Genomic DNA, 23,781 nt, shown 5'->3' with positions numbered 1-23,781 from the left:
TGGAAGGCAAAATGCCTTTTGTTTTAGCGGGTGATTTTATACAACAAACCCATGGACAGAATTTGAGAAAACTGCCAATTGGGATCTTGGTCATAATCTCTAAATAATACCGCTTGTACATTGGTGCTTAGGTATTTGTTCACTTTCATCGTAAGATTGGCATCAAAGCGATGTACGATTCCATTGGAAACTCCAAATCTGAAATAATCGATCAAAGCCGAGTAACGCGCCTTTAAGTTGACGTTTTCAAAGATGTTTTTATCAACGTTGGCCAAAAACTGGAATACAAACTGATTCCTGATATTATCTCCAGGTTTTTTCAAACCATATAGTCCTGCCCTAGATATACGCTCATCTAATACAAAGGTTTGACGCAAACTACCGATACCAAATCGGGTATAAAAAGCCTTTTGAGGGTGATATTCAAAACCCATGGAAGTTGTCAAATATGCTGGCGCAAATATGCTAGAAGTCAATGAGTCTACGGGTATGCCAGCACTGTTTTTTTTATTGTATTCGAAACCTTGAAAGAATTGAGTTTGGAAGTTAGTGGAGCCATAGTAATCCCATTTTGGACTAATCCGATAACCCGCTTTAAATTCATAAAATATTCGGTCAACGTTTTTACGTAAACTTTGAGTTCTATTTTGCAAAAAACCTACCTGCATTTGTAAATCACTAGCTAAGCGCCAAGAATTATTTTGAACACTAGCAGAGTGATTTAAATACCAACCTGTGGCAAAAGTGTTAGTACCTCCACCTTTCCAATTATCGCTAAAACTTGATTGATTTAAATTGATTCCTGTGGTAAATTCCTGTTTCCACTTTCTCACTAAGCTGTCTGGTTTCATCGAGCCCATCGACTGAAATGCCAAGAAAATGCCAGCAATAATGAGTAGGAAATGGACCTTCATGAGACAAATGTACAAAAATGATTGTTTTACCTTGTGAGCTCTAACGGTTTTCCTGCCCATATTTGTACATTTCCCTGAAAAAAATCCTGAGACTTTAGTTGAATCAGTCCATCCAAAGTGTTCATGGCATCCGTATTGGCGGTCATAGGTTCTATCGCCACACAATCTTCATTTGCAGGAGCAAATACCACTAAAAATGGAAAAATTTCACTGGATTGTTGTACAAATAACGCTCTATTTTTCTTGATGTCAGTCAATTGGGTAACATGAGCCTTTTCTGGATAAAGTCGAAATACGTGATCAATCTGATTACTTTTGAAAGACAAACCTTTGGGTATATCAATAGACTCCTCTTTCATAGGAATCATTTGTGAATCTGACAAAAACCTACTTTTTCCCTTAAAATGAATGTGGTAATCTTCTACTAAGGTGCCTGGAATTCTAAAATAGGGATGCCAACCGCAGGCAAATGGCATATCGCCACCACCAGTATTCTGGCAATTAAATGAAACATCTAATTTGCCCGATTGGAATAAGGTGAATTCCCATTCAAATCGGAAAGGGAATGGAAAGCCAACAAAGTCTCCCAAGTACTCATGGGTCAATTTTACTTTGGCAAAATCATCCTGAATGGTTTGATTACCTAGTGTGAACTTTCTTCTGGCTAAAAATCCATGAATGGCATTACCTAAAGCGGGCTCATTGATGGGCAATTGATAGTTTTTACCTAGAAAGGAGTAATTCCCATTGCGAACACGATTGACCCATGGACAAAGTAATGCACTTGGGTATAAATCATTTTCTGCTAAAGTGTATTTCTTGGATTGAGGTATGGCAATCACATTCAAAAGTTCACCTTGAACTCTTAAATGAAGGCTTTTTAATGTTGCTCCTAAATCCAATAGAATTTCTGCTGATTCACCATTGGCAGGATTTTTCAATTGGACAATCTTACCATCTGATGAAGCTAAATGATTTATTTCCATGTCGTTTTATCTTCTATTCCCATACCATAAAGAGCAAAGTCATATCGGGTAGGGTCTGTTGAGTTTACTTGTTTTAATACATTGGTTAATTCTATGGCCTTTTTCCAATTACTTGGTCCACCACTTACCAAACCTAATTTTTCAGCGGTTCTTTGCGAATGAACATCCAAAGGACATACTAGTTGGGCAGGAGATATACTTGACCAAATGCCAAAATCTACTCCAGCATTGTCTTTTCTGACCATCCATCTTAAAAACATACACAAGCGCTTGCAAGCTGAATTTTTCATGGGTGCAGCTATATGCTTTTGGGTTCTCTGAGGTGCCCATGGTTCATCAAAAAAATAGGTATAGAACTGATTTAATGCAGGTCCAATATCTTTATTTTCAGTTGAAAATCCATTCAAAGTGAATGCACTTTCTAAACTATCATGTTGTTGGTAATGCTTTTGGAAAAAATGAATAAAATATAAGGTATCTGTTAAATGAAAGGTTCGATGTCTAAAGCGTTCAAATCGCTTCAAATCAATTTCCTGATGCTGTAATATGAATTGATGGGGATTTCCATCCATTAATTCAATGAGTTCATGTCCCTTTTGTAAAATCGTTTTTCTTTGTCCCCAGGCTAGCATCGCTATCCAAAGGCCCATGATTTCGATATCCTGTTTCCGAGTAAACAGATGAGGAATAGAAATAGGATCATGTTCAATAAATCTAGGATGATTGAAGAAAGCTACTTTTTCGTCCAGCAGCTCAATCAATTCATTTGACAATCCTTTATTTTTTTGATCCAAAGAAGGCGATAATTTTAGAGGGTAAAGAAAATATCCATACTAAGATGGTTACTAGCACAGAAAATACTGCTATGAATGGGTAGGATAAAATAAATAACACTTCAAAAACAATATTCCCTAGCGTTATTGGCCTTTTACGCTTTGCCATGTTTATTGTACTAAATAACTGATCTCTGCTCGAATTCTTTTGTCTACAGCATTTAATCTTTCAAATGCTTTAGGAGACAATTTAATGACCACTTTGTTGTCAGTATTGGGTAATCTTCCTATCACCTTTACCCAAATACTTTGATTATTGGCTAGGTTTTTGACCAAAACTAAGGTACCGATAGGTGCTGATTTATGTAAGGCAAGATATTTACCTGAGTTATCTGGTACATCGATTAGTTCAGCAATTCCGGTTTCAATGGTTTTGCGGATTCCCTCTGAACTTGTAGTAGCTGTAGCATCAGCTGTGTTGGGAGCAGTATTGGCCGTGCTTTCTTTTGTAGGAGGAAGCGTCATGTCAATTTTGGACTCGACAGCTGCGCTAGCTTTTTCATTTTTGCTAGGCAATAAACTAGTTTTATCAATGCTGGTGGAACCGCTTGGTTCTGCCACTATTAAGCGCTGACCTTCCTGCAGTCTGTCAGAAGTAAGGTTATTCCATTTTCTGATTTGAGCCATGGTTACCTGATGCATGTTCGCGATGGTCAACAGACCTTGTCTACGTGCTACAATGTGTATGCCTTTGTCAGATTTATTGCCTTCTTCTACTAATTTTTCATTGGGGCTAGGAGCCATTGCCGTTTCATTAGGCTTATCGATGGTTTTAAGAATACTAGGACTTTCTTCCAAATAATGTAGAGGAATGAATACCAATTCTCCTGTTTTAACAGGAATGGCAATTTCAGGATTAACTTGCTTGAATTCAGTCAAGGATAAATTATATCGACGTAGTATGGAAAAAAGCGATTGCTTAGGTCCTACTTTAAATACCACATAAGTTTTATTGTTTTCTTTTTTTAGGCCTAAAGAATCCACTGCTATGGAATTTGCCTGAAAAACGATAAATAAGCCCAAGAATAAACAGAGTATGGTTGATTTAAAATTCATAAATTTCTAGTTGTTGCTTGTGTTGAATAAATAATAAATTGTTTTGGAAGATTTGAAATGTATGATAACCCATCAATTCGCCTTCTTCCAAAAATTCATGCAATATTATCTGGAAATCTAGGTCACAGACCAAAAGAAAATTTTTCCAAGCACCGTCGTAAAGATAATAAGAAAATATCAGCTTATCCTTGCCTTCCCAATAATCTAAACCCTTGCCAATCTCTAAACTGAATTTTAGGTGAAAAAATTGTTTGAAAGCCTGAAATTGTTCTTGACTATCTTCGATATGTGTAGGGCTTTCGAATTGAAAATGGACAGACGTTTTATCAGTTTTTAAGTTAGAAAACTGCCCTGAATCCAAATCAAGGTAAAATCCTCCTTCTTTTTGTTGTATGAAAATTTGTTCTTCAGTAATAATTTTAGCCATTTGGCATGGAACGGCATAGGCCAGTTTTCCATCAGACATCTGGTATGCCTCTATGGCCTCTATTCCAGGGTTTTTGCCTGATTGCAGACGGACAAATATGCCTAAGGTTGGCCTTCCCACGAGCCATTGAAGGTGACTGTGATGGGAAGGACTATTTGTCATTGGATAAAGTTCATTCGTTTGGAATTCATAACTAAACCAGTTCCCTGACTCGATATCTTTGGACTCAATCCATAATTTAGGCTGATCTGGATTACCCCAATAACCTAAACTCCAAATGGCTTTATCAAAACGGTATGTGAATTTTTTTTTCAAGAGGGATGAAAGGTTTCTAGGCAAATAATGTGCAAATTTGACAATATTCTATCAATTAACGTACATCTGGATATGATGCAAGGTAAAAAAGTCGTCGCTGTGATTCCTGCAAGGTATGCATCTACTCGTTTTCCTGGAAAACCCCTAGTGGATTTAGGAGGTAAGCCCATGATACAGAGAACCTACGATCAAGTAGCATCTGTGGCTGGTTGGGAGAGGATTATAATTGCTACTGATGATGAGCGAATATTTTCAGTGGCTAAAAAGTTTGGAGCAGAGGTTATGATGACGGATTCAGCCCACCAATCAGGTACGGACCGTTGTGCCGAAGTTTTGACTAAGTTGGATGGGTCTATTGATTATTTGGTTAATATTCAAGGAGATGAGCCCTTTATAAACCCAGATCAATTGATGGAATTGAGTTCTGGATTTACCAGTAATGCACCTATACTCACCTTAGTCAAAGAGATTCATGATGAATTGACTTTGTTCAACACAAATGTTCCAAAGGTAGTTATGGACGATCAGCAGAATGCTTTGTATTTTTCACGTCAAACGATTCCTTATTTAAGAGGAGTAGCTACGGAAGACTGGTTTGATCATCATCGATTTTACAAGCACATTGGTTTATATGCCTATCGTGCGGATGTATTACCTCGATTGAGTTCCTTGCCTGTTTCAAGTTTGGAAAAGGCTGAAATGCTAGAACAGTTGCGCTGGTTGCAGCATGGTTTTCAAATTAAATTGATTCAAACCCAGCATGAGACAGTGGGAATAGATAGTCCGGCCGATTTGGAAAAAATAAAGAAATTAGGGTTCCTTTAGCTTAATTTTTCTTCATTAGAAGCTTCAAAAGCTGTATCTTTATTGGATTTTAATAAGATTATCCGAATTATTTAATGATTCGGAGACTAGTATATATATGCAGAAACAAAATATCTTGGATAGATTGAAAGAAAGAATCTTGGTGCTTGATGGTGCCATGGGTTCATTAATTCAACAGTACCAGTTAACAGATGCCGATTACCGAGGTGAACGATTCAAAGATTTTCCCCATGAAGTTAAGGGGAATAATGATTTACTCTCTTTAACTCGTCCAGATGTTATCAAAGAAATTCATGCCAAATATTTTGAGGCAGGTGCCGATATAGCGGAGACCAATACCTTTTCAGGAACTTCTGTGGCCATGGCGGATTATCATATGGAAGATTTGGTATATGAACTGAATTTTCAGTCGGCCAAAATAGCCAAGGAAGTTGCCGATGTTTACACATCAAAGACTCCGAATCAACCCCGTTATGTGGCTGGTTCAATAGGGCCTACCAATAGGACCCTATCCCTTTCCCCTGATGTAAATGATCCGGGCTACCGTGCTATATCTTTCGATGAATTAGTAGAGGCTTACCAAGAACAGGTGAGAGGTCTTGTGGACGGTGGAGTGGATTTACTCTTGGTGGAAACTGTTTTTGATACCTTGAATGCTAAGGCAGCCCTTTTTGCTATTGATCAATATTTTCAGCAGCATCCTGCGCGACCTTATTTGCCTGTTATGGTTTCTGGTACCATCACCGATGCTTCTGGAAGGACATTGTCTGGTCAAACTACGGAGGCATTTTTAGCTTCCATCGCTCATATGCCTTTGTTGTCTGTGGGACTCAACTGTGCTTTGGGGGCAGATTTAATGCGTCCATATATCAAGACCTTGGCAGATAAATCGCCATTTTATGTTTCTGCGCACCCCAATGCAGGTTTGCCCAATGAAATGGGGGAATACGACCAAAGCCCTGAGCAAATGGCGGAGGTGATTGAGGATTATTTGCAACATGGTTTTATCAATATCATCGGAGGATGTTGCGGTACTACACCCGCACATATTCAATTGATTGCAGAAACTGCTGCTAAATATGCACCAAGGATATTGCCTCCTGTTAATCAACATCAGAAACTGTCAGGTTTAGAGCCTTTGGAAATCACGGAATTGACCAATTTTGTCAATATCGGGGAGCGTTGTAATGTGACGGGTTCTAAGAAATTTGCTCGATTGATTCGAGAGGAGAATTTTGAGGAAGCCATTGCTATTGCTCGAGAGCAAGTAGATGGAGGTGCTCAAATTTTGGATGTGAATTTGGATGAGGGTATGATTGATGGGGTTCAAATGATGCCTAAATTCCTTAATTTATTGATGGCAGAGCCCGATATCTCTCGCTTACCCATTATGATTGACTCTTCCAAATGGGAAGTGATTGAGGCTGGATTGAAATGTGTTCAAGGAAAATCGGTAGTAAACTCCATCTCTTTGAAAGAAGGAGAAGAACGATTTAAAGAATTAGCCCATAAGGTTAAACGATATGGAGCATCGGTGGTGGTTATGGCTTTTGATGAGCAAGGACAAGCAGATTCTTACCAACGCCGAATTGAAATTTGTCAAAGAGCTTATAATATTTTAGTTAATGAAGTGGATTTTCCACCTCAAGACATCATTTTTGACCCTAACATCTTAACCGTAGCCACGGGAATGGAAGAGCATAACAATTATGCGATAGACTTCATTCAAGCTACCTCTTGGATCAAGAAAAACTTGCCTTTGGCAAAGGTTTCGGGTGGAGTTTCCAATATCTCATTTTCCTTCCGAGGAAATGAGGTGGTGCGTGAGGCCATGCATACCGTATTCCTATATTATGCTATTAAGGCAGGGATGGATATGGGTATAGTTAATGCAAGCCAATTGGGCGTTTACGATGAAATATCTCAGCCTTTAAGGGATTTGTGTGAAGATGTGCTTTTAAATAGAAATCCGGATGCTACTGAAAAATTAGTGGCCTTCGCTGATACGGTTAAGTCGGCAGGAAAAGAACAAGTGGTGGATGATGCTTGGAGGAAATTGACGGTAAACAAGCGTTTGGAACATGCTTTGATTAAAGGTTTAACGGAGTTTATTGATGAGGATACCGAGGAAGCTAGAAAGTTAGTAGATAGGCCTATTGAGGTGATAGAGGGTCCTTTGATGGACGGAATGAATGTGGTTGGCGACTTATTTGGTTCGGGTAAAATGTTTTTACCTCAGGTAGTAAAATCTGCTAGAGTGATGAAAAAAGCGGTAGCTTATTTATTACCTTTCATTGAATCGGAAAAACAAGTTGGAGAGAGTTCATCAGCAGGGAAAATACTTTTGGCGACTGTTAAGGGTGACGTACATGATATTGGAAAAAATATTGTGGGTGTGGTTTTGGCATGCAATAATTATGAGGTGATTGATTTAGGGGTCATGGTTTCCTGTGATAAGATTTTAGCTGCGGCTAAGGAACATCAGGTGGACATCATTGGACTTTCCGGATTGATCACTCCAAGTTTGGATGAGATGGTTTATGTAGCTAAAGAGATGAAGCGGATGGGCTTTACAATTCCTTTGTTAATTGGAGGAGCTACAACTTCTCGTTTGCATACTGCGGTGAAGATAGATCCACACTATGATGGTCCAGTGATACATGTATTGGATGCCTCTAGATCGGTGCCAGTAGCGGGAAGACTATTGCAGAGTGAATTATCCCAGCAGGAAATATTCCAAGAGATCAAGGCAGAATATGCTCAAATTCGGGTACAGCACGCTGCTCGCCAACAGGAAAAGAATTATTTAACAATTGAGCAAGCTCGACAAAAACGAAGAGGAATCGATTGGTCAGATTTTTCTGCCCATCAGCCTAGCTTTTTGGGAGTGAAATATTTTGAAGATTATTCCTTGGAAGAAATTGTGCCATATATCGATTGGACACCATTCTTTGCTACTTGGCAGTTGAGTGGAAAATACCCACGCATTTTTGACGATGAGGTGGTGGGACATGAGGCTAAAAAGCTGTATCAAGATGCTCGAAATTTATTGGATGAGATTGTACGTGATAAATCGCTGAAAGCCAGAGCAGCTATTGGTTTTTTCCCAGCTAATGCCTACGGAGATGACATTATTTTGCATGAGGTAATTAGTAAGGAAACGAAAGTGGCCTGTGAGAAACATGGAGAACATGTGCATACTCAATATGAGATTGTTAAGAAAGATGAGCACAGCGATTCAAGCCAATGGTTACATCATTTACGCCAGCAAAATGTAAAAGCGGCCAATTTAGCTAACCATTGTTTAAGTGATTTTGTGGCGCCATTGGAGACAGGATTGACGGATTATGTGGGGGCATTTGCTGTGACAGCTGGCATTGGGATTGAAGCATTACTAGAAAAGTATGATCATGCCCATGATGACTATAATTCCATCATGGTCAAGGCTTTGGCAGACAGATTGGCCGAAGCATTTGCTGAATTAATGCATGAGCGGGTGAGAAAGGAGTTTTGGGGATATGAGCGTGATGAAAACTTGTCCAACGAGGAGTTAATTGCTGAAAAATATGTGGGCATTCGTCCTGCACCAGGATATCCCGCTTGTCCCGATCATACAGAAAAGAAACGATTATTTGAATTATTGAATGCCGAGGAGAAAATTGGTATCAAATTAACAGAGAGTTATGCCATGTATCCTGCCTCTTCTGTTTCAGGTTTTTATTTTTCTCACCCTAAATCTACTTATTACGGTTTAGGTAAAATCACGAAGGATCAAGTGGAGGATTATGCTAAACGTAAGCATATGCCTGTAGAGGAGATTGAGCGTTGGTTAAGTCCGGTGTTAAATTATGATGCATAATGACTAAAATAACTGAATATTTTAAGAGCTCTGGGGGTAAAACATTATTTTCTATTGAGATTATTCCGCCAGTAAAAGGTCAACATCTGGGAGAATTAATGGGGCATATTGAACCATTGATGGAGTTTAATCCGCCATTTATTGAAGTGACTTACCACCGTGAAGAATACGTGGAAAAGGAAATAAATGGTGAAATAAAGCGTATTCCCATTCGGAAGCGTCCAGGAACCTTGGGGATTTGTGCGGCACTGATGCAAAAATTCAAAGTGGAAGCTGTTCCTCATGTTATTTGTGGCGGTTTTACGAAGGAGGAAACGGAAGATTTCCTGATCGATTTACATTATTTAGGAATAGAGAATGTGTTGGCTCTTCGTGGAGATCAGGAGAAAGGGGAGGATAGATTTATACCCAAATTGGGTGGGCATGCCTATGCCAATGAGTTGGTGGAGCAAATTGCTCGTATGAACAATGGGCAGTTACTTTATGAGGAAACAGAATCCTTTCCTACGAATTTCTGTGTTGGAGTAGCAGCTTATCCAGAAAAACATTTTGAGGCAGTTTCCTTGGATGTGGATATACATTTCTTGAAGCAGAAGGTGGACGCTGGTGCCGATTATGTAGTAACTCAAATGTTTTTCGACAATCAGAAATACTTTGATTTTGTGGATGCTTGTCGTTCGGCTGGCATACAGGTGCCTATTATACCAGGCATAAAACCTTTAGCTACGGCTAAGCAATTGGAAGTTTTACCTTCTATATTTCATTTAGACATTCCAAAAGAACTATCTTCAGCGGTACTTTCAGCTTCCAGCTCGACTGCGATTAGGCAGGTGGGTATAGAATGGGCGATTCAACAAGGCAAGGAGCTAATCAAAGCAGGTGTACCTGCCTTGCATTTTTATACCATGAGCAAGTCGGATAGTGTTCGGGCCATAGCCTCAGCCTTATTTTAAAAGAAAAGAGCGGTGAAAACACCGCTCTTTTTTATAAAACTCCTGATTCTTCTAATTTCACATGTTTCCAGTTTTCACCTGATCGGATACGATTCAGTTGGGTATGAGTAATTCCAAATTGCTTGGCAATCATTTTGAAACGACTTTTTTCCGACTTTAACATCTTTTTAATCATCAAGACCTTGCTTTCAGTCAATTTATAATTTTTGGTTCTCTTGGGTATCTGTCGATTGATGACTTTGGGGTTTGTTTTGTTATGTGCCGTAACCATACTTCTACTTCCCCAAATTAAATTTTCAGCTCTGTTATTCATTTTGTCATGATCCAAATGCAACACAAATTGGTCGGTTTCATTTTTTTTAGGGACAAAACTCTCAGCCACTAATTTGTGGATGTACCTATTGGCAGATTTTTGTTGAAAACGAATATTCAAGGAACGATAACCTTGAATCATGGAGCCTTGAATCAATTCTCCTTCAGGATTATTCTGAAAGCTTTTAACACGGCCGTAATTTGAAATCTCGTAGTGAATTTGGTTGTTAAATTCAGGAAACAGAATGCGCACCCATTGCTCATTCCAATAGTTTTTTAAGGCGGTCATAGTATTAATAAATTATTATAGAACGGTAGTCACTGCAAGATAAAGATATTCTTTGAATTGCAAAAGTCAAGTTAAAAACGAAAAAGAATAAGTAATATTGTTAAGTTTTAATCATAACATTTTTTATGAAGGTTTTAATTTATGGCGCTTCCTTAAATCCGCAACGGTACGCTTATTTAGCGGCAAACATGTTGCATCAAAAGGGACATGAAATTGTGCTTGTAGGAATAAAAAAAGGAGAATTATTGGGTCAAACAATTCATCCACCAGAATGGATGGAATCGGATGTACATACAGTGACCTTATATGTGGGCCTTAGAAACCAAAAAGGTTTGTTGGATTATTTAAAACAAATAAATCCCAAGAGGGTAATTTTTAATCCAGGTACGGAAAATCAGGAACTTGAAAGTGGACTAGAGGCAGCAGGAATAGCTGCCGTGGAAGCTTGCACATTGGTGATGTTACAAACTGGTCAATTTTGATGGGTATCTGTCAGATGAATTCCAACAGATACCTGATACATGTTAGATAGTCTTTAGAACGAAATCAAATTCTTCCATAATTAAGTTGGCTAATAATTTCTTACAAGCATTGGTAACAATTTCATTCGCCTCAGCTTCAGAACTAGCTTCCAATTGTAGCTGAATGTGTTTGCCTATACGTACATCAGCTACCTGATGTATATCTAAATTTTGTAATCCTATTCGCACCGCTTTCCCCTGTGGATCAAGGATTTCTTTTTGAGGCATTACATTGATTTCAGCTAAAAATTTCATTTTTGTTGGGTATTAAGTATGTAGATAATTCCTGAAAGGACGATATATGATGCCACTAATAATGGCAACGCTGCAAATTTAAGGAAAATCAGTCCAGCAACACAAAAAACTAAGAAAATGAATTTTATTTGGTTGCTTTTCCAATCCCAGGATTTAAACTTGAATGCCATGAGTGGTAATTCACAAACCAGTAAATAACTCATGATGATGGAGTAAATGAGCAAGCCCTTGAAGTTTAATATATATTCACTAAACTCAGGCTGAAACTCCAAAATCAAAGGCAATGAAGCAATAACAATGGCATTTGCTGGGGTAGGAACTCCTATGAATTGGTCGCTTTGACGGGTATCGACATTGAATTTGGCTAGTCGGTAAGCAGAGAAAATAGCTAATGAAAATGTCAAAAAGGGTTTATAAAAGCCAAATAGTCCAACTGAACATTGTGTGCCACAACTCGATTCTACCAAATAGAATAGCATAAAAGCGGGTAATACTCCAAAGGAAACCATATCCGCCAATGAATCTAATTCTTTACCTAAATCGGAATAGGCATGCAATAATCTGGCTAAAAAGCCATCTAAGAAATCACATACTAATGAAATCAGTATGCAATATGATGCCCAAAGGATATGTCCTTGCATAACAAAATAAATACCAAAGCAGCCAGCTAATAAATTGCCTAGGGTTAGGGTATTGGGGATTTCATTTTTGATTGACATCTTATGCTCGGACAAAAGGGTTTTGATTTTTTTCTATTCCTATGGTGGTACTTCCTCCATGTCCGGGAAAGACTTCTGTCTCCTCAGGTAAAACATAGAGCTGATTTTGAATGCTGTTTACTAAATCGGCATGATTACATAATGGGAAATCTGTTCTACCAATGCTTCGCCTAAATAGAACATCTCCATCAATCAGCCAGCCTTGTTCTTCCAAATAAAAGGCTACATGCCCGGGAGCATGTCCAGGCACAAATAAAACCTTGATTTTCATTTCTCCTATTTCAATGATCTCATCATCTACTAAAAACCGATCTACTTCCACGGCTTGGTAGGCAGGAAAACCATAAACAGCTGCGCGATTAGCCGCATCCATTAACAAGGGCAAATCTTTGGCATGTAAGGCAAATGGCACTTGATACCGTTCTTTTATGTAGTGTACTCCCAACACATGGTCTATGTGAGAATGGGTGTTAAGGCAGTATTTTAATTGAATGTTGTTGGATTCAATGAATTGACTTAGCGTTTTTCTCTCCTCATAATTATGGCATCCTGGGTCTATAACGATTCCATTTAAGGCATCATCCCACAAAATATAGGTATTCTCTTGAAAGGGATTGAATGTAAAAACTTCTTTTTGTACCACGAATGATTCAGTTTAAATGCAAATTACTGATTTCCCGTAAATTGATATTGCCCCAGTAAAAATAAGCATGGTTTTTTGTGTAATTCAGGAAGAGATTTAGCCCAAGTATCCATCGTTTTAGTCTGGATAAACCCTTCAGGGGCTTGAATATCGCAGCCGATGCAGAGCAGTTGTTGTTTAGGCGCCCATTGAATTAAATCAGCCAATAGGGTATTGTTCCTATATGGTGTTTCGATGAATAATTGAGTCTGGCCAGATTTTTCCACCTCTCGGATCATTTGTTCAATTTTCTTGTTTCTGGCTATTTTTTCGATGGGTAAATAGCCGTGAAAACAAAAGCTTTGACCCGAAAAACCTGAACCCATTAAGGCCAAAAGTATGGATGAGGGCCCCACGAGTGACTGGACCTCAATATTTAATTTATGTGCAATGGAGACGGCCATAGCACCAGGATCTGCAATTCCTGGGCAACCGGCTTCAGAAATGACACCGATGGAATGATTGTGGGCAGCTTGTTTTTTAATAAAATTTTCTACTTGGGAAGAAGAACTGTCTTTATCCAACACCTCGAAAACTAATTCATCGATGCTAATTCCTAGTTTTAATTCGCTGATAAATCTTCTTGCCGTACGCACATTTTCCACTAGGAAATGTTTACAGGCTAAAACGGCCTGACTTACTTCTGGAGCTAATACTTGCGCGGCAGTTTGTTCGGCAATCGGACAAGGAATTAAATAGATTTTCATAAAATTTGATGTAATACCTTCACAAAGGCTTCTGGCTGATCAGCTTGCACCCAATGCCCTGCCTGTGGAATTTCAATCAGCTCGAAATTAGGAAATATTTCAGCGATATAGCGTTCGTCTTCTGGTTGAATGTAATGAGAATCTGCTCCTTTGATGAAATAGGCCGGAGTGTCTACCGCCTTTTTTACCCAAAGCTCATGACCTACCACATCGATATTTTTGGTAATCACTTTCAAGTTGATTCTCCAAGCAAATTCCTGCTGATCATTTCTATATAGGTTTTTCAATAAGAACTGTCGTACTCCTTCTTTCTCCTCGAAGCGTTTTAAATGCTCATTGGCTTCGGTTCTGCTAGCTAGATTTTTTAGATCAATGCTGTTCAATCCTTCTAAAATGGCAGTATGGTGTACTGGGTAAAATTTAGGAGCAATATCTACCACAACCATTTTACTAGCTATTTCTGGATGATTTAAGGCAAACTGCATGACAACTTTCCCTCCCATAGAATGACCAAGGATAATTGGCTTGACCAATTGATGTTCTTCGATAAACTCTAATAAGTCATTGGCCATGACCTGATAATCAAAATCGTCTGACCATGGGGATTGTCCATGGTTTCTTTGGTCCACCAAATACACTTGATACTGGTCAGATAATACTTTGGCTATCGCTAACCAGTTATCAGAAGAACCAAAAATACCATGTAAAATGATAAGTGCCGGGCCCTGATCACCTACTTTTCTAAAATATAGTTTCATTTTTTATAAGTAAATGGCCTTTTCACCTTTTGCCATGGTTTCTCCAATGACATTCAAAGAAAAGCCTTGTGCTAGAGCAAATGATTCAAATTTCGCTTGAAATTTTTTATCGACCGCGATCAGTAGACCGCCGGAAGTTTGCGGGTCAGCTCCAATGAGTCTTTGCTGCTCGGAAATCTGTTCATCTACCCGATGGCCATAGCTGGCCCAGTTTCTAGAAGTTCCCCCTGGAAAACATTTTTTTTCTAAATAATGACTGATCTGAGGTAGGGTGGGGATTTGGTTAAAAAATAAAGAAGCGCTAACTCCAGAACCATCGCACATTTCCACCAGATGGCCCAATAAACCAAATCCTGTTACATCCGTTAATGATTTGACATAAGGTAGAGGACCTAGTTTTTCACCTAGGTTATTTAAGCTACTCATTTGCTTGACTGCTAATTGTAAATCTTCAGGACTAACAATACCTCGTTTTTGGGCGGTGGTCAATATGCCCACACCCAAAGGTTTAGTTAAGTAGAGCAAACAATTGTCGGTGGCTTGGTCATTTCGTTTCAAATGATCTTTTTTTACTTTTCCTGTAACTGCCAAACCAAAAATGGGTTCTGGGGAGTCAATGGAGTGACCACCTGCTAATGGAATACCTGCTTCTGCGCAGGCAGCTCTTCCACCTTCTAAAACTTTTTTAGCAATTTCTGGGGCCAATTTATCAATGGGCCAACCCAAAATAGCGATGGCCATCAGAGGGCTGCCTCCCATGGCATAGATATCGGATATGGCATTAGTAGCTGCAATTTTTCCGAAATCAAATGGATCATCCACTATGGGCATGAAAAAATCTGTAGTAGATATTACAGCTTCTCCATTTTGCCAGTCAAAAACCGCAGCATCATCTCGACTCTCATTTCCCACCATGAGCAGAGGGTGATTCTTTTTTGGGGTATCAGTATGTAAAATTTGATCTAAAATTTGTGGAGAAATCTTACAACCGCAGCCCGCGCCGTGTGAATAAGAGGTTAATTTAATGCTTGTATCCAATGTCGTTAGATTTAATTTGCGATTACAAAAATATTCTTTAAAAAATTAAAAATTAAGTTTGTGTTAAGATTTCCCTTGAAATTGTACAATAGGGTGAGTCTTTTTGTTAAAATACAGGATGATTATGCACAATAAGTACTATAAATCAATTATTTAGTACAATTTTATCTTGAATGACTTTTGTCAATTAGTTGTAGTATTTGATTTTTTGCGTTTATTTTGTGTAAATATCTTTCAACTCAATTATAACTAAATTCCAATTATTTATGCAGAAAAGATTTATTACTCGTTCTGTGTTGTTAGGAGCGTTTTTTGCGCTTTTGATGGCATTGCCGATTGGGCAGCTTTTTGCTCAAGTTACAAGCTCTTCTTTTACCGGTGTGGTGACCGATGCCAAAGGAGAAGTTTTGCCAGGTGCAAGCGTACTTGCTGTGCACACTCCATCCGGAACCAAGTACGGAGTAGCCACCAACGCTGCTGGTCGCTTTACTTTGATTGGTGTACGTGTGGGTGGACCTTTTGTCTTGAAAGTGACATTTGTAGGTTACAAAGAGCAAGTTAAAGACAATTTGTTTACTAGCTTAGGTACTGCCACTAACGTAAGCTTTAAATTGGAAGAAGAAGGTCAACAATTGCAAGAAGTCGTTGTTAAATCTTCTCGCTCTGATTTATTTAGCTCGAACCGTACCGGTGCTGCTACCTCCTTTGCTACAGAAACAATTAATGGTTTGCCTACAATTGGTCGAACTATTGATGACATCACCAAATATAATGCATATAGTAATGGACGTTCTTTTGCAGGACAAGATTCCCGTTTCAATAACTTTACTATTGACGGTTCCGTGTTCAACAACGGTTTTGGTTTAGGTAGTTCATCTCAGGCTGGTGGTCGTACAGGTACCACAGCGGTGTCTTTGGATGCTATTGAGCAGATTCAAATCAACATTGCTCCATTTGATGTACGTCAATCAGGTTTTGCAGGTGCTGGTATCAACGCAGTAACTCGTTCAGGTACAAACGAATTTACAGGTTCAGCATATCACATATTCAGAAACAGTGATTTAGTTGGAAAGAAAGCTGATGGAAGAGATTTACCATCGATCAATATTTCTGAAAAAACTACAGGTTTTCGTGTAGGTGGTCCTTTGATCAAGGATAAATTATTCTTCTTCGCTAATTATGAGGAATTCAAAAGTTCAACACCTGCGTTAAACTGGTCAGCTAACCGTCCAGGCGCAACAGGAAACGTATCGCGCGTGTTAGCTTCTGATATTGAAGATTTAGGAAATTTCATGAAGACTAATTTCAACTATGAGATTGGTGCCGTGGATAATTTTAATAATGAAGTAAGTTCTAAGAAAGGTTTGTTGCGTTTGGATTACAATATCAACAATAATAATAAGTTGACTATCCGTTACTCGCACCATGATTCAGAATCTGGATCCATCATTTCTAACTCAAACAGTAGTAATACTGCAGGAAATGGTAACCGTACTAACTCTGCTTTGGCATTGTCTCCCCAAAATACAGGATATATCATCCAAGACAATACTCGTTCGATTGTAGCTGAGTTAAACTCAACGATTAATTCTAAGTTTGCTAACAACTTCATTGCTACTTATAATAAGCAAATTGAAGACAGAGCTCAAACAGCTTTATTCCCAACAATTGATATCTTGAAAGATGGCTCTACCTATACTTCTTTAGGTATGGATCCATTTACTCCGAACAATAAGTTGAATTATTCTACTTTAAATTTCACGAATAATTTGACTTACTTCAACGATAAGCACACCATCACGTTTGGTTTAAGTTATGAATACTTCGTTTCTAACAACGTATTCTTCCCATCTTCTAATGGAGTTTATGTGTTTAACTCTATTGACGACTTTAAAAAGGCAGCATTAGCGTATAAGGCGAATCCGAATTTAACCGTTTCTCCTGTTGTGATGCCTCGTTTCAACTACAGATATTCCTTGTTGCCAGACGGTGCTGAACCATTACAGCAATTGAAAGTATCTACTTACTCGGCTTATTTGCAGGATGAATTCCAAGTTACTGAGAAGTTTAAGGTAACCGGGGGTGTTCGTTTTGATTTGTTCTCTTATGATAACTCTACTTCTGCTGATTTCTACAATCCAGTAGTAGCCGGATTGACTTACAAAGATGAAAATGGTAAGGATTTAAAGGTAAATACAGGTGCTTTCCCTCCAGCTAAATTATTAGTTTCTCCACGTATCGGATTTAACTACGATGTAAATGGAGATAAGTCATTACAAATCCGTGGAGGAACTGGTTTCTTTGTTTCAAGAATTCCTCAAGTATTGGTATCTAACCAATTGGGTAATAATGGAGTAAATACAGCGGTTATTTCTGCTTCAAATACAACAGCTTATCCATTTACCATGAATCCTACGGTGTACAAGCCCGCAACTACTGATATCAATAAATTGCCAGCTTATGTAGTGAATGCTTCTACCGAAGATTTGAAAAACCCAATGATTTGGAAAACAAACTTCGCAATTGATAAGAAATTACCATGGGGCTTAGTTGGTACATTGGAAGCTATTTACAATAAGAACATCAATTCTTTACGTTATATTGATGCTAACTTAAAGGCTCCAACAGCAAATTTTGTAGGTCCAGATAACCGTAGTCGTTTCGCTACAGCCGGTCGTTTCATCAACGCAGCGACCACAAACGTATTCGTATTGACTAATACAGATAAAGGTGAGTCTTACTCATTCACTGCTAAATTAGAAAAGCCTACAGTAGATGGTTTTGGGGGTATGTTAGGTTATACGTATGCAGTGGCTAAAGATATTCAATCAGTAGGTTCTACTGTACAAGCGAACATTGCTACTGAATTAGGACAGAATTACTTAGCTACTTCTTTCTCTGACAACGACTTACGTCATCGTTTTGTAGGTTTCGTAAACTATCGCTTAAACTACGGTGGTAAAGTTGGCGGATCCACCATGTTTACTTTAGGTATGGTTTCTTCTAGCGGTTACCGTCAATCATATACTTATGGAGCTGACTTCAACGGAGATGGTCAAATCAACGACTTAATCTTTGTTCCTTACAAAGCATCTGATTTAACATTTACTCCATTGACTGTAAATGGTCGTACTTACACTCCTGCTGAGCAAGCAGCTGCTTTCGACGCATTTATTGAAGGAAATGATTATTTGAAGAATCGTAGAGGTATGTATGCTGAGCGTAATGGAGCTTACTCTCCTTGGTTAACTCGTTTTGATTTTACAGTTGAGCAAGATTTCCATGTTAGAACTGGAAAGAACAAGAGAAACATCATTCGTTTACGTGCGGATATCTTGAACGTAGGAAACTTAATTGACAATAAGTTAGGTGTAGGTTGGGTTCCAACCAATGCTAACCCATTACGTTTTACTACTGCTTCCAATGGTACTGTAACATACCAAATGGGAACTCAAGTAATTCAAAATGCAGCTGGAGCCAACGAGACTATCTTATTACGTGATTCATTCGTGAAATCAATTAACGTAAATAACGTTTGGCAAGCACAATTGGGTATTCGTTATATCTTCGAATAAGAGATTATCAAATTATTAAAATTGGACGAGGCTGCCCATCGGGCAGCCTCGATTGTTTTCAACGCAAATTCCTAACGCTGTTAAGGTTGTGAACCTTGACAGCGTTGTGCGTTGACAACGAATTTGATATTTAATTTATTTCAAATCTAACATGATTATCAAGTTCTTGATGTTGGTAAGTACAATAAAAAAGACCAGCATTTAGCTGGCCTTTTTCGTGTGTAATCTGTGATTTTTATTTAAACTCCTTATGATGAGCTAAGCGATGAAGATCTTCTTGACTTAAAGATTTAAAGTACTCGTATGTAATTTTTAATCCTTCAGCTCTAGAAACCTTGGGCTCCCAGCCTAAAATACCCTTAGCCTTGGTAATATCAGGTTTTCTTTGTTTTGGATCATCCGTTGGTAAAGGCAAAGAAATTAACTTTTGGCTGGTACCAGTCAATTTAATAATCTCCTCACCAAATTCCTTGATGGTAATTTCGTCAGGGTTCCCAATGTTGACAGGAAGCGCATAATCGCTCAATAACAATCGATAGATACCTTCAACTAAATCATCTACATAACAAAAGGCACGTGTTTGAGAACCATCACCAAACATGGTTAAATCTTCTCCACGCAATGCTTGTCCAATGAAAGCGGGTAATACACGACCATCATTCAGTCGCATTCTTGGACCATAAGTATTGAATATACGAACAATACGTGTTTCAAGGCCATGATAAGTATGATATGCCATGGTCATCGCTTCTTGAAAACGTTTAGCTTCATCATATACTCCCCTAGGCCCTACAGGGTTAACATTTCCCCAATATTCTTCAGTTTGTGGATGAACTAAAGGGTCACCGTAAACCTCGGATGTCGAGGCAATTAAAACCCTAGCATTTTTTACTCGAGCTAATCCTAAGCAATTGTGAATTCCCAAGGAACCTACTTTTAAGGTTTGAATCGGGATTTTTAAATAATCGATAGGAGAGGCAGGTGATGCAAAATGTAAGATGTAATCTAAGTCACCCGGGACATGAATGAATTTGGAGACATCGTGGTGATAAAATTCAAAATTAGGGAGCTTAAAAAGATGCTCTATGTTTTTTAAATCACCAGTAATCAAATTATCCATGGCGATCACATGATATCCCTCCTTGATAAAGCGATCACATAAATGAGATCCCAGAAATCCAGCTCCACCGGTTATTAATACTCTTTTCATTTCTGTAAATTAAGATTGGATAGTTTGACGGCCAATAGAATAATAGGTATATCCCAATTCTTTCATTTGAGATAATTCATATAAGTTTCTGCCGTCGAAAATCACCTTATTTTTTAACAAAGAATCCATTTTGTCGAAATCCGGTGTTCTAAATTGAGGCCATTCCGTTACTATCATTAGCGCATCTGCATCTTCCAATGCCTCATACGGGTTTTTACAAAACTGAATACTATTTCCTAATAAGGCTTGTACATTTGGCATAGCTTCTGGATCATAGGCCTTAATACTACAACCTGCTTCCAATAAAGCATCAATATTATATAAAGCTGGAGCCTCACGAATATCATCCGTGTAAGGTTTGAATGCCAAGCCCCAAATAGCGATGGTTTTACCCACTAGCTCATTATTGAAATAATTTTTAACCTGCGGCAATAATTTAGTCTTCTGGTTTTCATTGACCTTCATGACACTATCCAAAATATGGAATTGGTAATTATTTTCCTCTGAGGTTTTTGCCAAAGCTTGTACATCTTTTGGGAAACAACTTCCACCATATCCAATTCCTGCAAATAAGAAACGTTTTCCAATACGAGAATCAGTTCCTATTCCTCTACGAATATCATCCACATTAGCACCTACTAATTCACACAAATTTGCAATCTCATTCATGAAGGTGATTTTCGTCGCTAAAAAGGCATTAGCTGCATATTTGGTCATTTCTGCCGAACGTTCGTCCATGAAAATGATAGGATTACCTTGGCGAACCAAAGGGGCGTATAACTTAGCCATTACTTCTTTTGCTTTTTCAGACTGTGTACCGATAACCACACGATCAGGCTTCATGAAATCCTCCACAGCTACTCCTTCCCGTAGAAATTCAGGATTTGAAACGACATCAAATGGCACTTGTGCTTTTTGAGCAATGGCTTCTTTGACTAATTCCGAGGTTCCTACAGGTACCGTACTTTTATCTATAATAACGGTATATTCTTTTAACAATGGCCCCAAATCATTGGCCACTTGTAGAATGTATTTTAAATCGGCAGAACCATCTTCTCCAGGAGGCGTTGGCAAAGCCAAAAAGATTACTTTGGCCCCTTCAATTCCCTCTGCAAGGGATGTGGTGAAGTTTAATCTTCCCTCGGCTACATTTCGATGAAATAATTCCTCTAATCCAGGCTCATAAATAGGTACTTTACCCGCCTTCATTTGATTTATCTTTGCTTCATTGATATCAACACAAGTAACATGGTTTCCTGTCTCTGAAAAACAAGTTCCTGTAACTAGGCCAACATATCCCGTTCCTACTACCGCAATTTTCATAGATTAATCTTTATTTAGTTCAAAAATTAGGGTCAAAATTAGCTATTTTTCTTCTAAAATTTATAATAACTCGTTTTTAAAACGACTTATTTAGCGATCGGTATAATTTTGCCAATACTGCCAGATGGTTCCATACATCCTAACCAATTGGCTAAGCTAGTTGAAATATCACTAATGCTAGTGCGACTAGTCAATTCTTGAGGTTTAACTTTCCATCCATAAAACAGAAGAGGTACATGGGTGTCATAGGCATATAATGTACTATGTGTGGTTCCTGTTTTTCCTCCCATAAACCATTGCGGCTTTAACAAAATCATAAAATCACCACTTCTAGTTGGGTGATAACCATTGGTTACCAATTCTTTGTAGGGCTGAATTAAATGACTATTACTCACATCTTGCATATCGATGATACTAGAAAAACCTTCCATTTTTGAATAGGCTTTCAACAAAACTTGATGCAGCCTGTTGCGATTGATATTTAGTTTTTCCGCCAGTTGGTGATCAATGTACAGTTGAGAGTTTTCACTTCCAATGATTAATTTGTCAGAACCAAACTCTTTTTCTAAAGCATTCTTGGCTTCAGTCAATGCTTTATTAGCCTCAAATACTCCACCAGGCATCTTTTTCGATTGTAAATATCCCGGTACCTCTGCCACAGCATGATCGGCTGTTAAAAATACCAATACGCGATCTTTGCCAAATTGCTTGTCCAAATAGCTTAAAATTTCAGCGATATCTCGGTCCAAACGTAAATAAGTATCTTCTAATTCAATAGACTGTGGTCCAAAAGCATGACCTACGTAGTCAGTGGAAGAAAAGCTTACTGCCAGAAAATCAGTGGTATTATTTTGTCCTAATCTTTCTGCCTCAATCGCTTTCAGAGCAAAATCTTTAGTTATTGAATTACCAAAAGGAGTAGATCGAATAATTTCCAATGGATTAGGTCCTTCTAATGCATGTGGGAAAGTAGGCGTTTTTTCTGAGGGTAATTTTCCTTCAAAAGGTAGATTATCTTCCGCACTTTGAGTGTATGTTTCAATGGGGTATAAGGTATTCCAGCCTTGTTTTACATATTTGATTGCCTTCTCTTCTGAGTTAAACTGTTGAACCCAAGTAGGTAATTCTTTCATGTAAAATGAAGAAGTAATCCATCTTCCTTCTTTGGAGTCATACCAATAGGAACCATTGGCAGTATGTCCGCCTGGTAAAATAGCACCGCGATCTTTTAAAGCTATCGCGATGGTTTTAGAACGAAAATTCTGAGCTATTCTTAGTTGGTCAGTAATGGTACTGGTCCAGAGATTTTTAGGTGACATAAAGCCTGTTTTGCCTGTAGTACCCACCGTAGTTACGGTACTATCATCTGTGCAATATACTTTTTTACCACTTGCCACATCTGTCCAATCATTGCCTACAATACCATGTACTGCAGGTACAGTACCTGTATATACGCTGGCATGTCCTGCAGCGGTTACCGTAGGGGCATAATTATAATGATTATCTTGGCAGTTTAAACCTTCCCTCATCAAACGCTTAAAACCATTATCACTGTAACGATCTTGGTATTTGTACAAATAGTCATAGCGCATTTGGTCCACAACGATACCTACCACTAAAGCTGGCCTTTTGGGCATTGTTTTAGCTTTATTTTGTGCATTCATAGTACCGACACTAAGTAGGCAGATGAAAAGATAGACAATAACTTGACTGATTTTTTTCATAAGTAAATAGGAAAATGAGTTAATGATTTGGTTGTTTGATTATTGGTGTCAATTTCTACTATTTGTGTATCAAGGCCATTCGTTAATACCAAGTACTTGGCCAATACTTCCTTTTGGTATTGACTAATTTGGTGCCATGTCATTTCTGAGAGTTTGACGAATGGCGCCTTACATTCAATTAACATAAATATGGAGCCATCTCTGCCAAATACTTGAATGTCACTCCTGCGAGTCAACTGATTAGTTTGAATACCTCCCTCAATTTGAATCATCCCAGTTGGATATTTCATTTCATTCGTAAGGAAATGTAAACAATGCTGACGCACCCACTCCTCTGGGGAAAGAAACCTATATTTTTTGGCTATAAAGTCGAAAATATAGAGTTTTCCATCCTTTTTTTTTAATTTGTAATCATATGGAGGAAATTGGAGCGTCAGGTCAGCTAAAGGTTGCATCATGGGCCATTACACAAACTCTAAATTAATCTATTTGTGGATTAA

21 protein-coding genes are annotated in these 23,781 nt (G+C 38.3%); 5 read left to right on the top strand and 16 right to left on the bottom strand.

The genetic code is table 11. The features are described from left to right. Nucleotides 1-23: 23 nt before the first annotated feature. The 5 genes from ESB04_RS02410 to ESB04_RS02390 all read right to left on the bottom strand — a co-directional run bounded on the left by ESB04_RS02410 (nt 24) and on the right by ESB04_RS02390 (nt 4,531). Nucleotides 24-914 carry a DUF3078 domain-containing protein gene (locus ESB04_RS02410; protein WP_164969569.1) on the bottom strand — a complete coding sequence of 297 codons (891 nt, stop codon included), beginning with the start codon at nt 912-914 and terminating at the stop codon, nt 24-26. A gap of 26 nt (nt 915-940) precedes the next feature. Beyond that, a complete protein-coding gene (locus ESB04_RS02405; RefSeq protein WP_129025875.1) occupies nt 941-1,900 on the bottom strand; it encodes an aldose 1-epimerase in 960 nt (319 codons plus the stop codon). Beyond that, nucleotides 1,891-2,694: a TIGR02757 family protein gene (locus tag ESB04_RS02400; protein WP_235832163.1), complete on the bottom strand. Its 804-nt coding sequence runs from the start codon at nt 2,692-2,694 to the stop codon at nt 1,891-1,893. The genes ESB04_RS02405 and ESB04_RS02400 overlap by 10 nt, the downstream gene beginning before the upstream one ends. Nucleotides 2,695-2,844: 150 nt before the next feature. Then, entirely contained in the window at nt 2,845-3,789 is a 945-nt protein-coding gene (locus ESB04_RS02395) for a septal ring lytic transglycosylase RlpA family protein (protein WP_129025873.1), read from the bottom strand. Then, entirely contained in the window at nt 3,779-4,531 is a 753-nt protein-coding gene (locus ESB04_RS02390) for a hypothetical protein (RefSeq protein ID WP_129025871.1), read from the bottom strand. Before ESB04_RS02390 ends, ESB04_RS02395 begins: the two co-directional genes overlap by 11 nt. Before the next feature lie 72 nt (nt 4,532-4,603). Between ESB04_RS02390 and kdsB the strand changes: the two genes are divergently transcribed. The 3 genes from kdsB (at nt 4,604) to metF (ending at nt 10,168) form a co-directional block, all read left to right on the top strand. Next, a complete protein-coding gene (gene kdsB, locus ESB04_RS02385; RefSeq protein WP_235832162.1) occupies nt 4,604-5,356 on the top strand; it encodes a 3-deoxy-manno-octulosonate cytidylyltransferase in 753 nt (250 codons plus the stop codon). 97 nt (nt 5,357-5,453) lie between these two features. Continuing rightward, nucleotides 5,454-9,215, top strand: a complete 3,762-nt coding sequence (gene metH, locus ESB04_RS02380) for a methionine synthase (protein ID WP_129025869.1) — start codon at nt 5,454-5,456, stop codon at nt 9,213-9,215. Then, nucleotides 9,215-10,168: a methylenetetrahydrofolate reductase [NAD(P)H] gene (gene metF / locus ESB04_RS02375; protein WP_129025867.1), complete on the top strand. Its 954-nt coding sequence runs from the start codon at nt 9,215-9,217 to the stop codon at nt 10,166-10,168. Before metH ends, metF begins: the two co-directional genes overlap by 1 nt. Nucleotides 10,169-10,199: 31 nt before the next feature. Here metF and ESB04_RS02370 read toward each other — a convergent pair whose 3' ends face one another. Then, nucleotides 10,200-10,769 (bottom strand): NUMOD4 domain-containing protein, encoded by a 570-nt coding sequence (locus tag ESB04_RS02370; RefSeq protein WP_129025865.1) that lies wholly within the window; start codon nt 10,767-10,769, stop codon nt 10,200-10,202. Between the two features lie 125 nt (nt 10,770-10,894). Here ESB04_RS02370 and ESB04_RS02365 point away from each other — a divergent pair, with 125 nt between their 5' ends. Next, a complete protein-coding gene (locus ESB04_RS02365) occupies nt 10,895-11,251 on the top strand; it encodes a CoA-binding protein (protein WP_129025863.1) in 357 nt (118 codons plus the stop codon). Nucleotides 11,252-11,293: 42 nt separating this feature from the next. Here ESB04_RS02365 and purS read toward each other — a convergent pair whose 3' ends face one another. The 6 genes from purS to selD are packed head-to-tail and all read right to left on the bottom strand — an operon-like array spanning nt 11,294 to nt 15,449. Beyond that, nucleotides 11,294-11,545, bottom strand: coding sequence for a phosphoribosylformylglycinamidine synthase subunit PurS (gene purS, locus ESB04_RS02360; protein WP_129025861.1), 252 nt, complete (start codon nt 11,543-11,545; stop codon nt 11,294-11,296). After that, nucleotides 11,542-12,264, bottom strand: a complete 723-nt coding sequence (pssA, locus tag ESB04_RS02355; protein ID WP_129025859.1) for a CDP-diacylglycerol--serine O-phosphatidyltransferase — start codon at nt 12,262-12,264, stop codon at nt 11,542-11,544. Before pssA ends, purS begins: the two co-directional genes overlap by 4 nt. Before the next feature lies 1 nt (nt 12,265). Further along, nucleotides 12,266-12,907: an MBL fold metallo-hydrolase gene (locus ESB04_RS02350; RefSeq protein ID WP_129025857.1), complete on the bottom strand. Its 642-nt coding sequence runs from the start codon at nt 12,905-12,907 to the stop codon at nt 12,266-12,268. Nucleotides 12,908-12,930: 23 nt separating this feature from the next. Beyond that, nucleotides 12,931-13,653 (bottom strand): SAM-dependent methyltransferase, encoded by a 723-nt coding sequence (locus tag ESB04_RS02345; protein ID WP_129025855.1) that lies wholly within the window; start codon nt 13,651-13,653, stop codon nt 12,931-12,933. Then, entirely contained in the window at nt 13,650-14,411 is a 762-nt protein-coding gene (locus ESB04_RS02340; RefSeq protein WP_129025853.1) for an alpha/beta fold hydrolase, read from the bottom strand. The genes ESB04_RS02345 and ESB04_RS02340 overlap by 4 nt, the downstream gene beginning before the upstream one ends. Before the next feature lie 3 nt (nt 14,412-14,414). Beyond that, a complete protein-coding gene (gene selD, locus ESB04_RS02335) occupies nt 14,415-15,449 on the bottom strand; it encodes a selenide, water dikinase SelD (protein ID WP_129025851.1) in 1,035 nt (344 codons plus the stop codon). Between the two features lie 266 nt (nt 15,450-15,715). On the opposite strand from selD, the gene ESB04_RS02330 reads away from it, so the two are divergent. Continuing rightward, nucleotides 15,716-19,024 (top strand): TonB-dependent receptor, encoded by a 3,309-nt coding sequence (locus ESB04_RS02330; protein WP_129025849.1) that lies wholly within the window; start codon nt 15,716-15,718, stop codon nt 19,022-19,024. Nucleotides 19,025-19,259: 235 nt separating this feature from the next. On the opposite strand, the gene ESB04_RS02325 is transcribed toward ESB04_RS02330, so the two are convergent. From ESB04_RS02325 to ESB04_RS02310, 4 genes are all read right to left on the bottom strand, one after another. Then, on the bottom strand, nt 19,260-20,234 hold the full coding sequence (locus tag ESB04_RS02325) for a UDP-glucuronic acid decarboxylase family protein (protein WP_129025847.1): 975 nt from the start codon (nt 20,232-20,234) through the stop codon (nt 19,260-19,262). Nucleotides 20,235-20,243: 9 nt separating this feature from the next. Continuing rightward, on the bottom strand, nt 20,244-21,557 hold the full coding sequence (locus tag ESB04_RS02320) for a UDP-glucose dehydrogenase family protein (RefSeq protein ID WP_129025845.1): 1,314 nt from the start codon (nt 21,555-21,557) through the stop codon (nt 20,244-20,246). A gap of 86 nt (nt 21,558-21,643) precedes the next feature. Continuing rightward, nucleotides 21,644-23,281 (bottom strand): alkaline phosphatase PafA, encoded by a 1,638-nt coding sequence (gene pafA, locus ESB04_RS02315; RefSeq protein ID WP_129025843.1) that lies wholly within the window; start codon nt 23,279-23,281, stop codon nt 21,644-21,646. After that, nucleotides 23,278-23,739 carry a type I restriction enzyme HsdR N-terminal domain-containing protein gene (locus ESB04_RS02310; RefSeq protein WP_129025842.1) on the bottom strand — a complete coding sequence of 154 codons (462 nt, stop codon included), beginning with the start codon at nt 23,737-23,739 and terminating at the stop codon, nt 23,278-23,280. The genes pafA and ESB04_RS02310 overlap by 4 nt, the downstream gene beginning before the upstream one ends. Between the last annotated feature and the right edge of the window lie 42 nt (nt 23,740-23,781).

This window comes from Aquirufa rosea (assembly GCF_004118285.1).
Lineage (GTDB): Bacteria > Bacteroidota > Bacteroidia > Cytophagales > Spirosomataceae > Aquirufa > Aquirufa rosea.
This window is presented reverse-complemented; position numbering and strand designations above follow the sequence as displayed.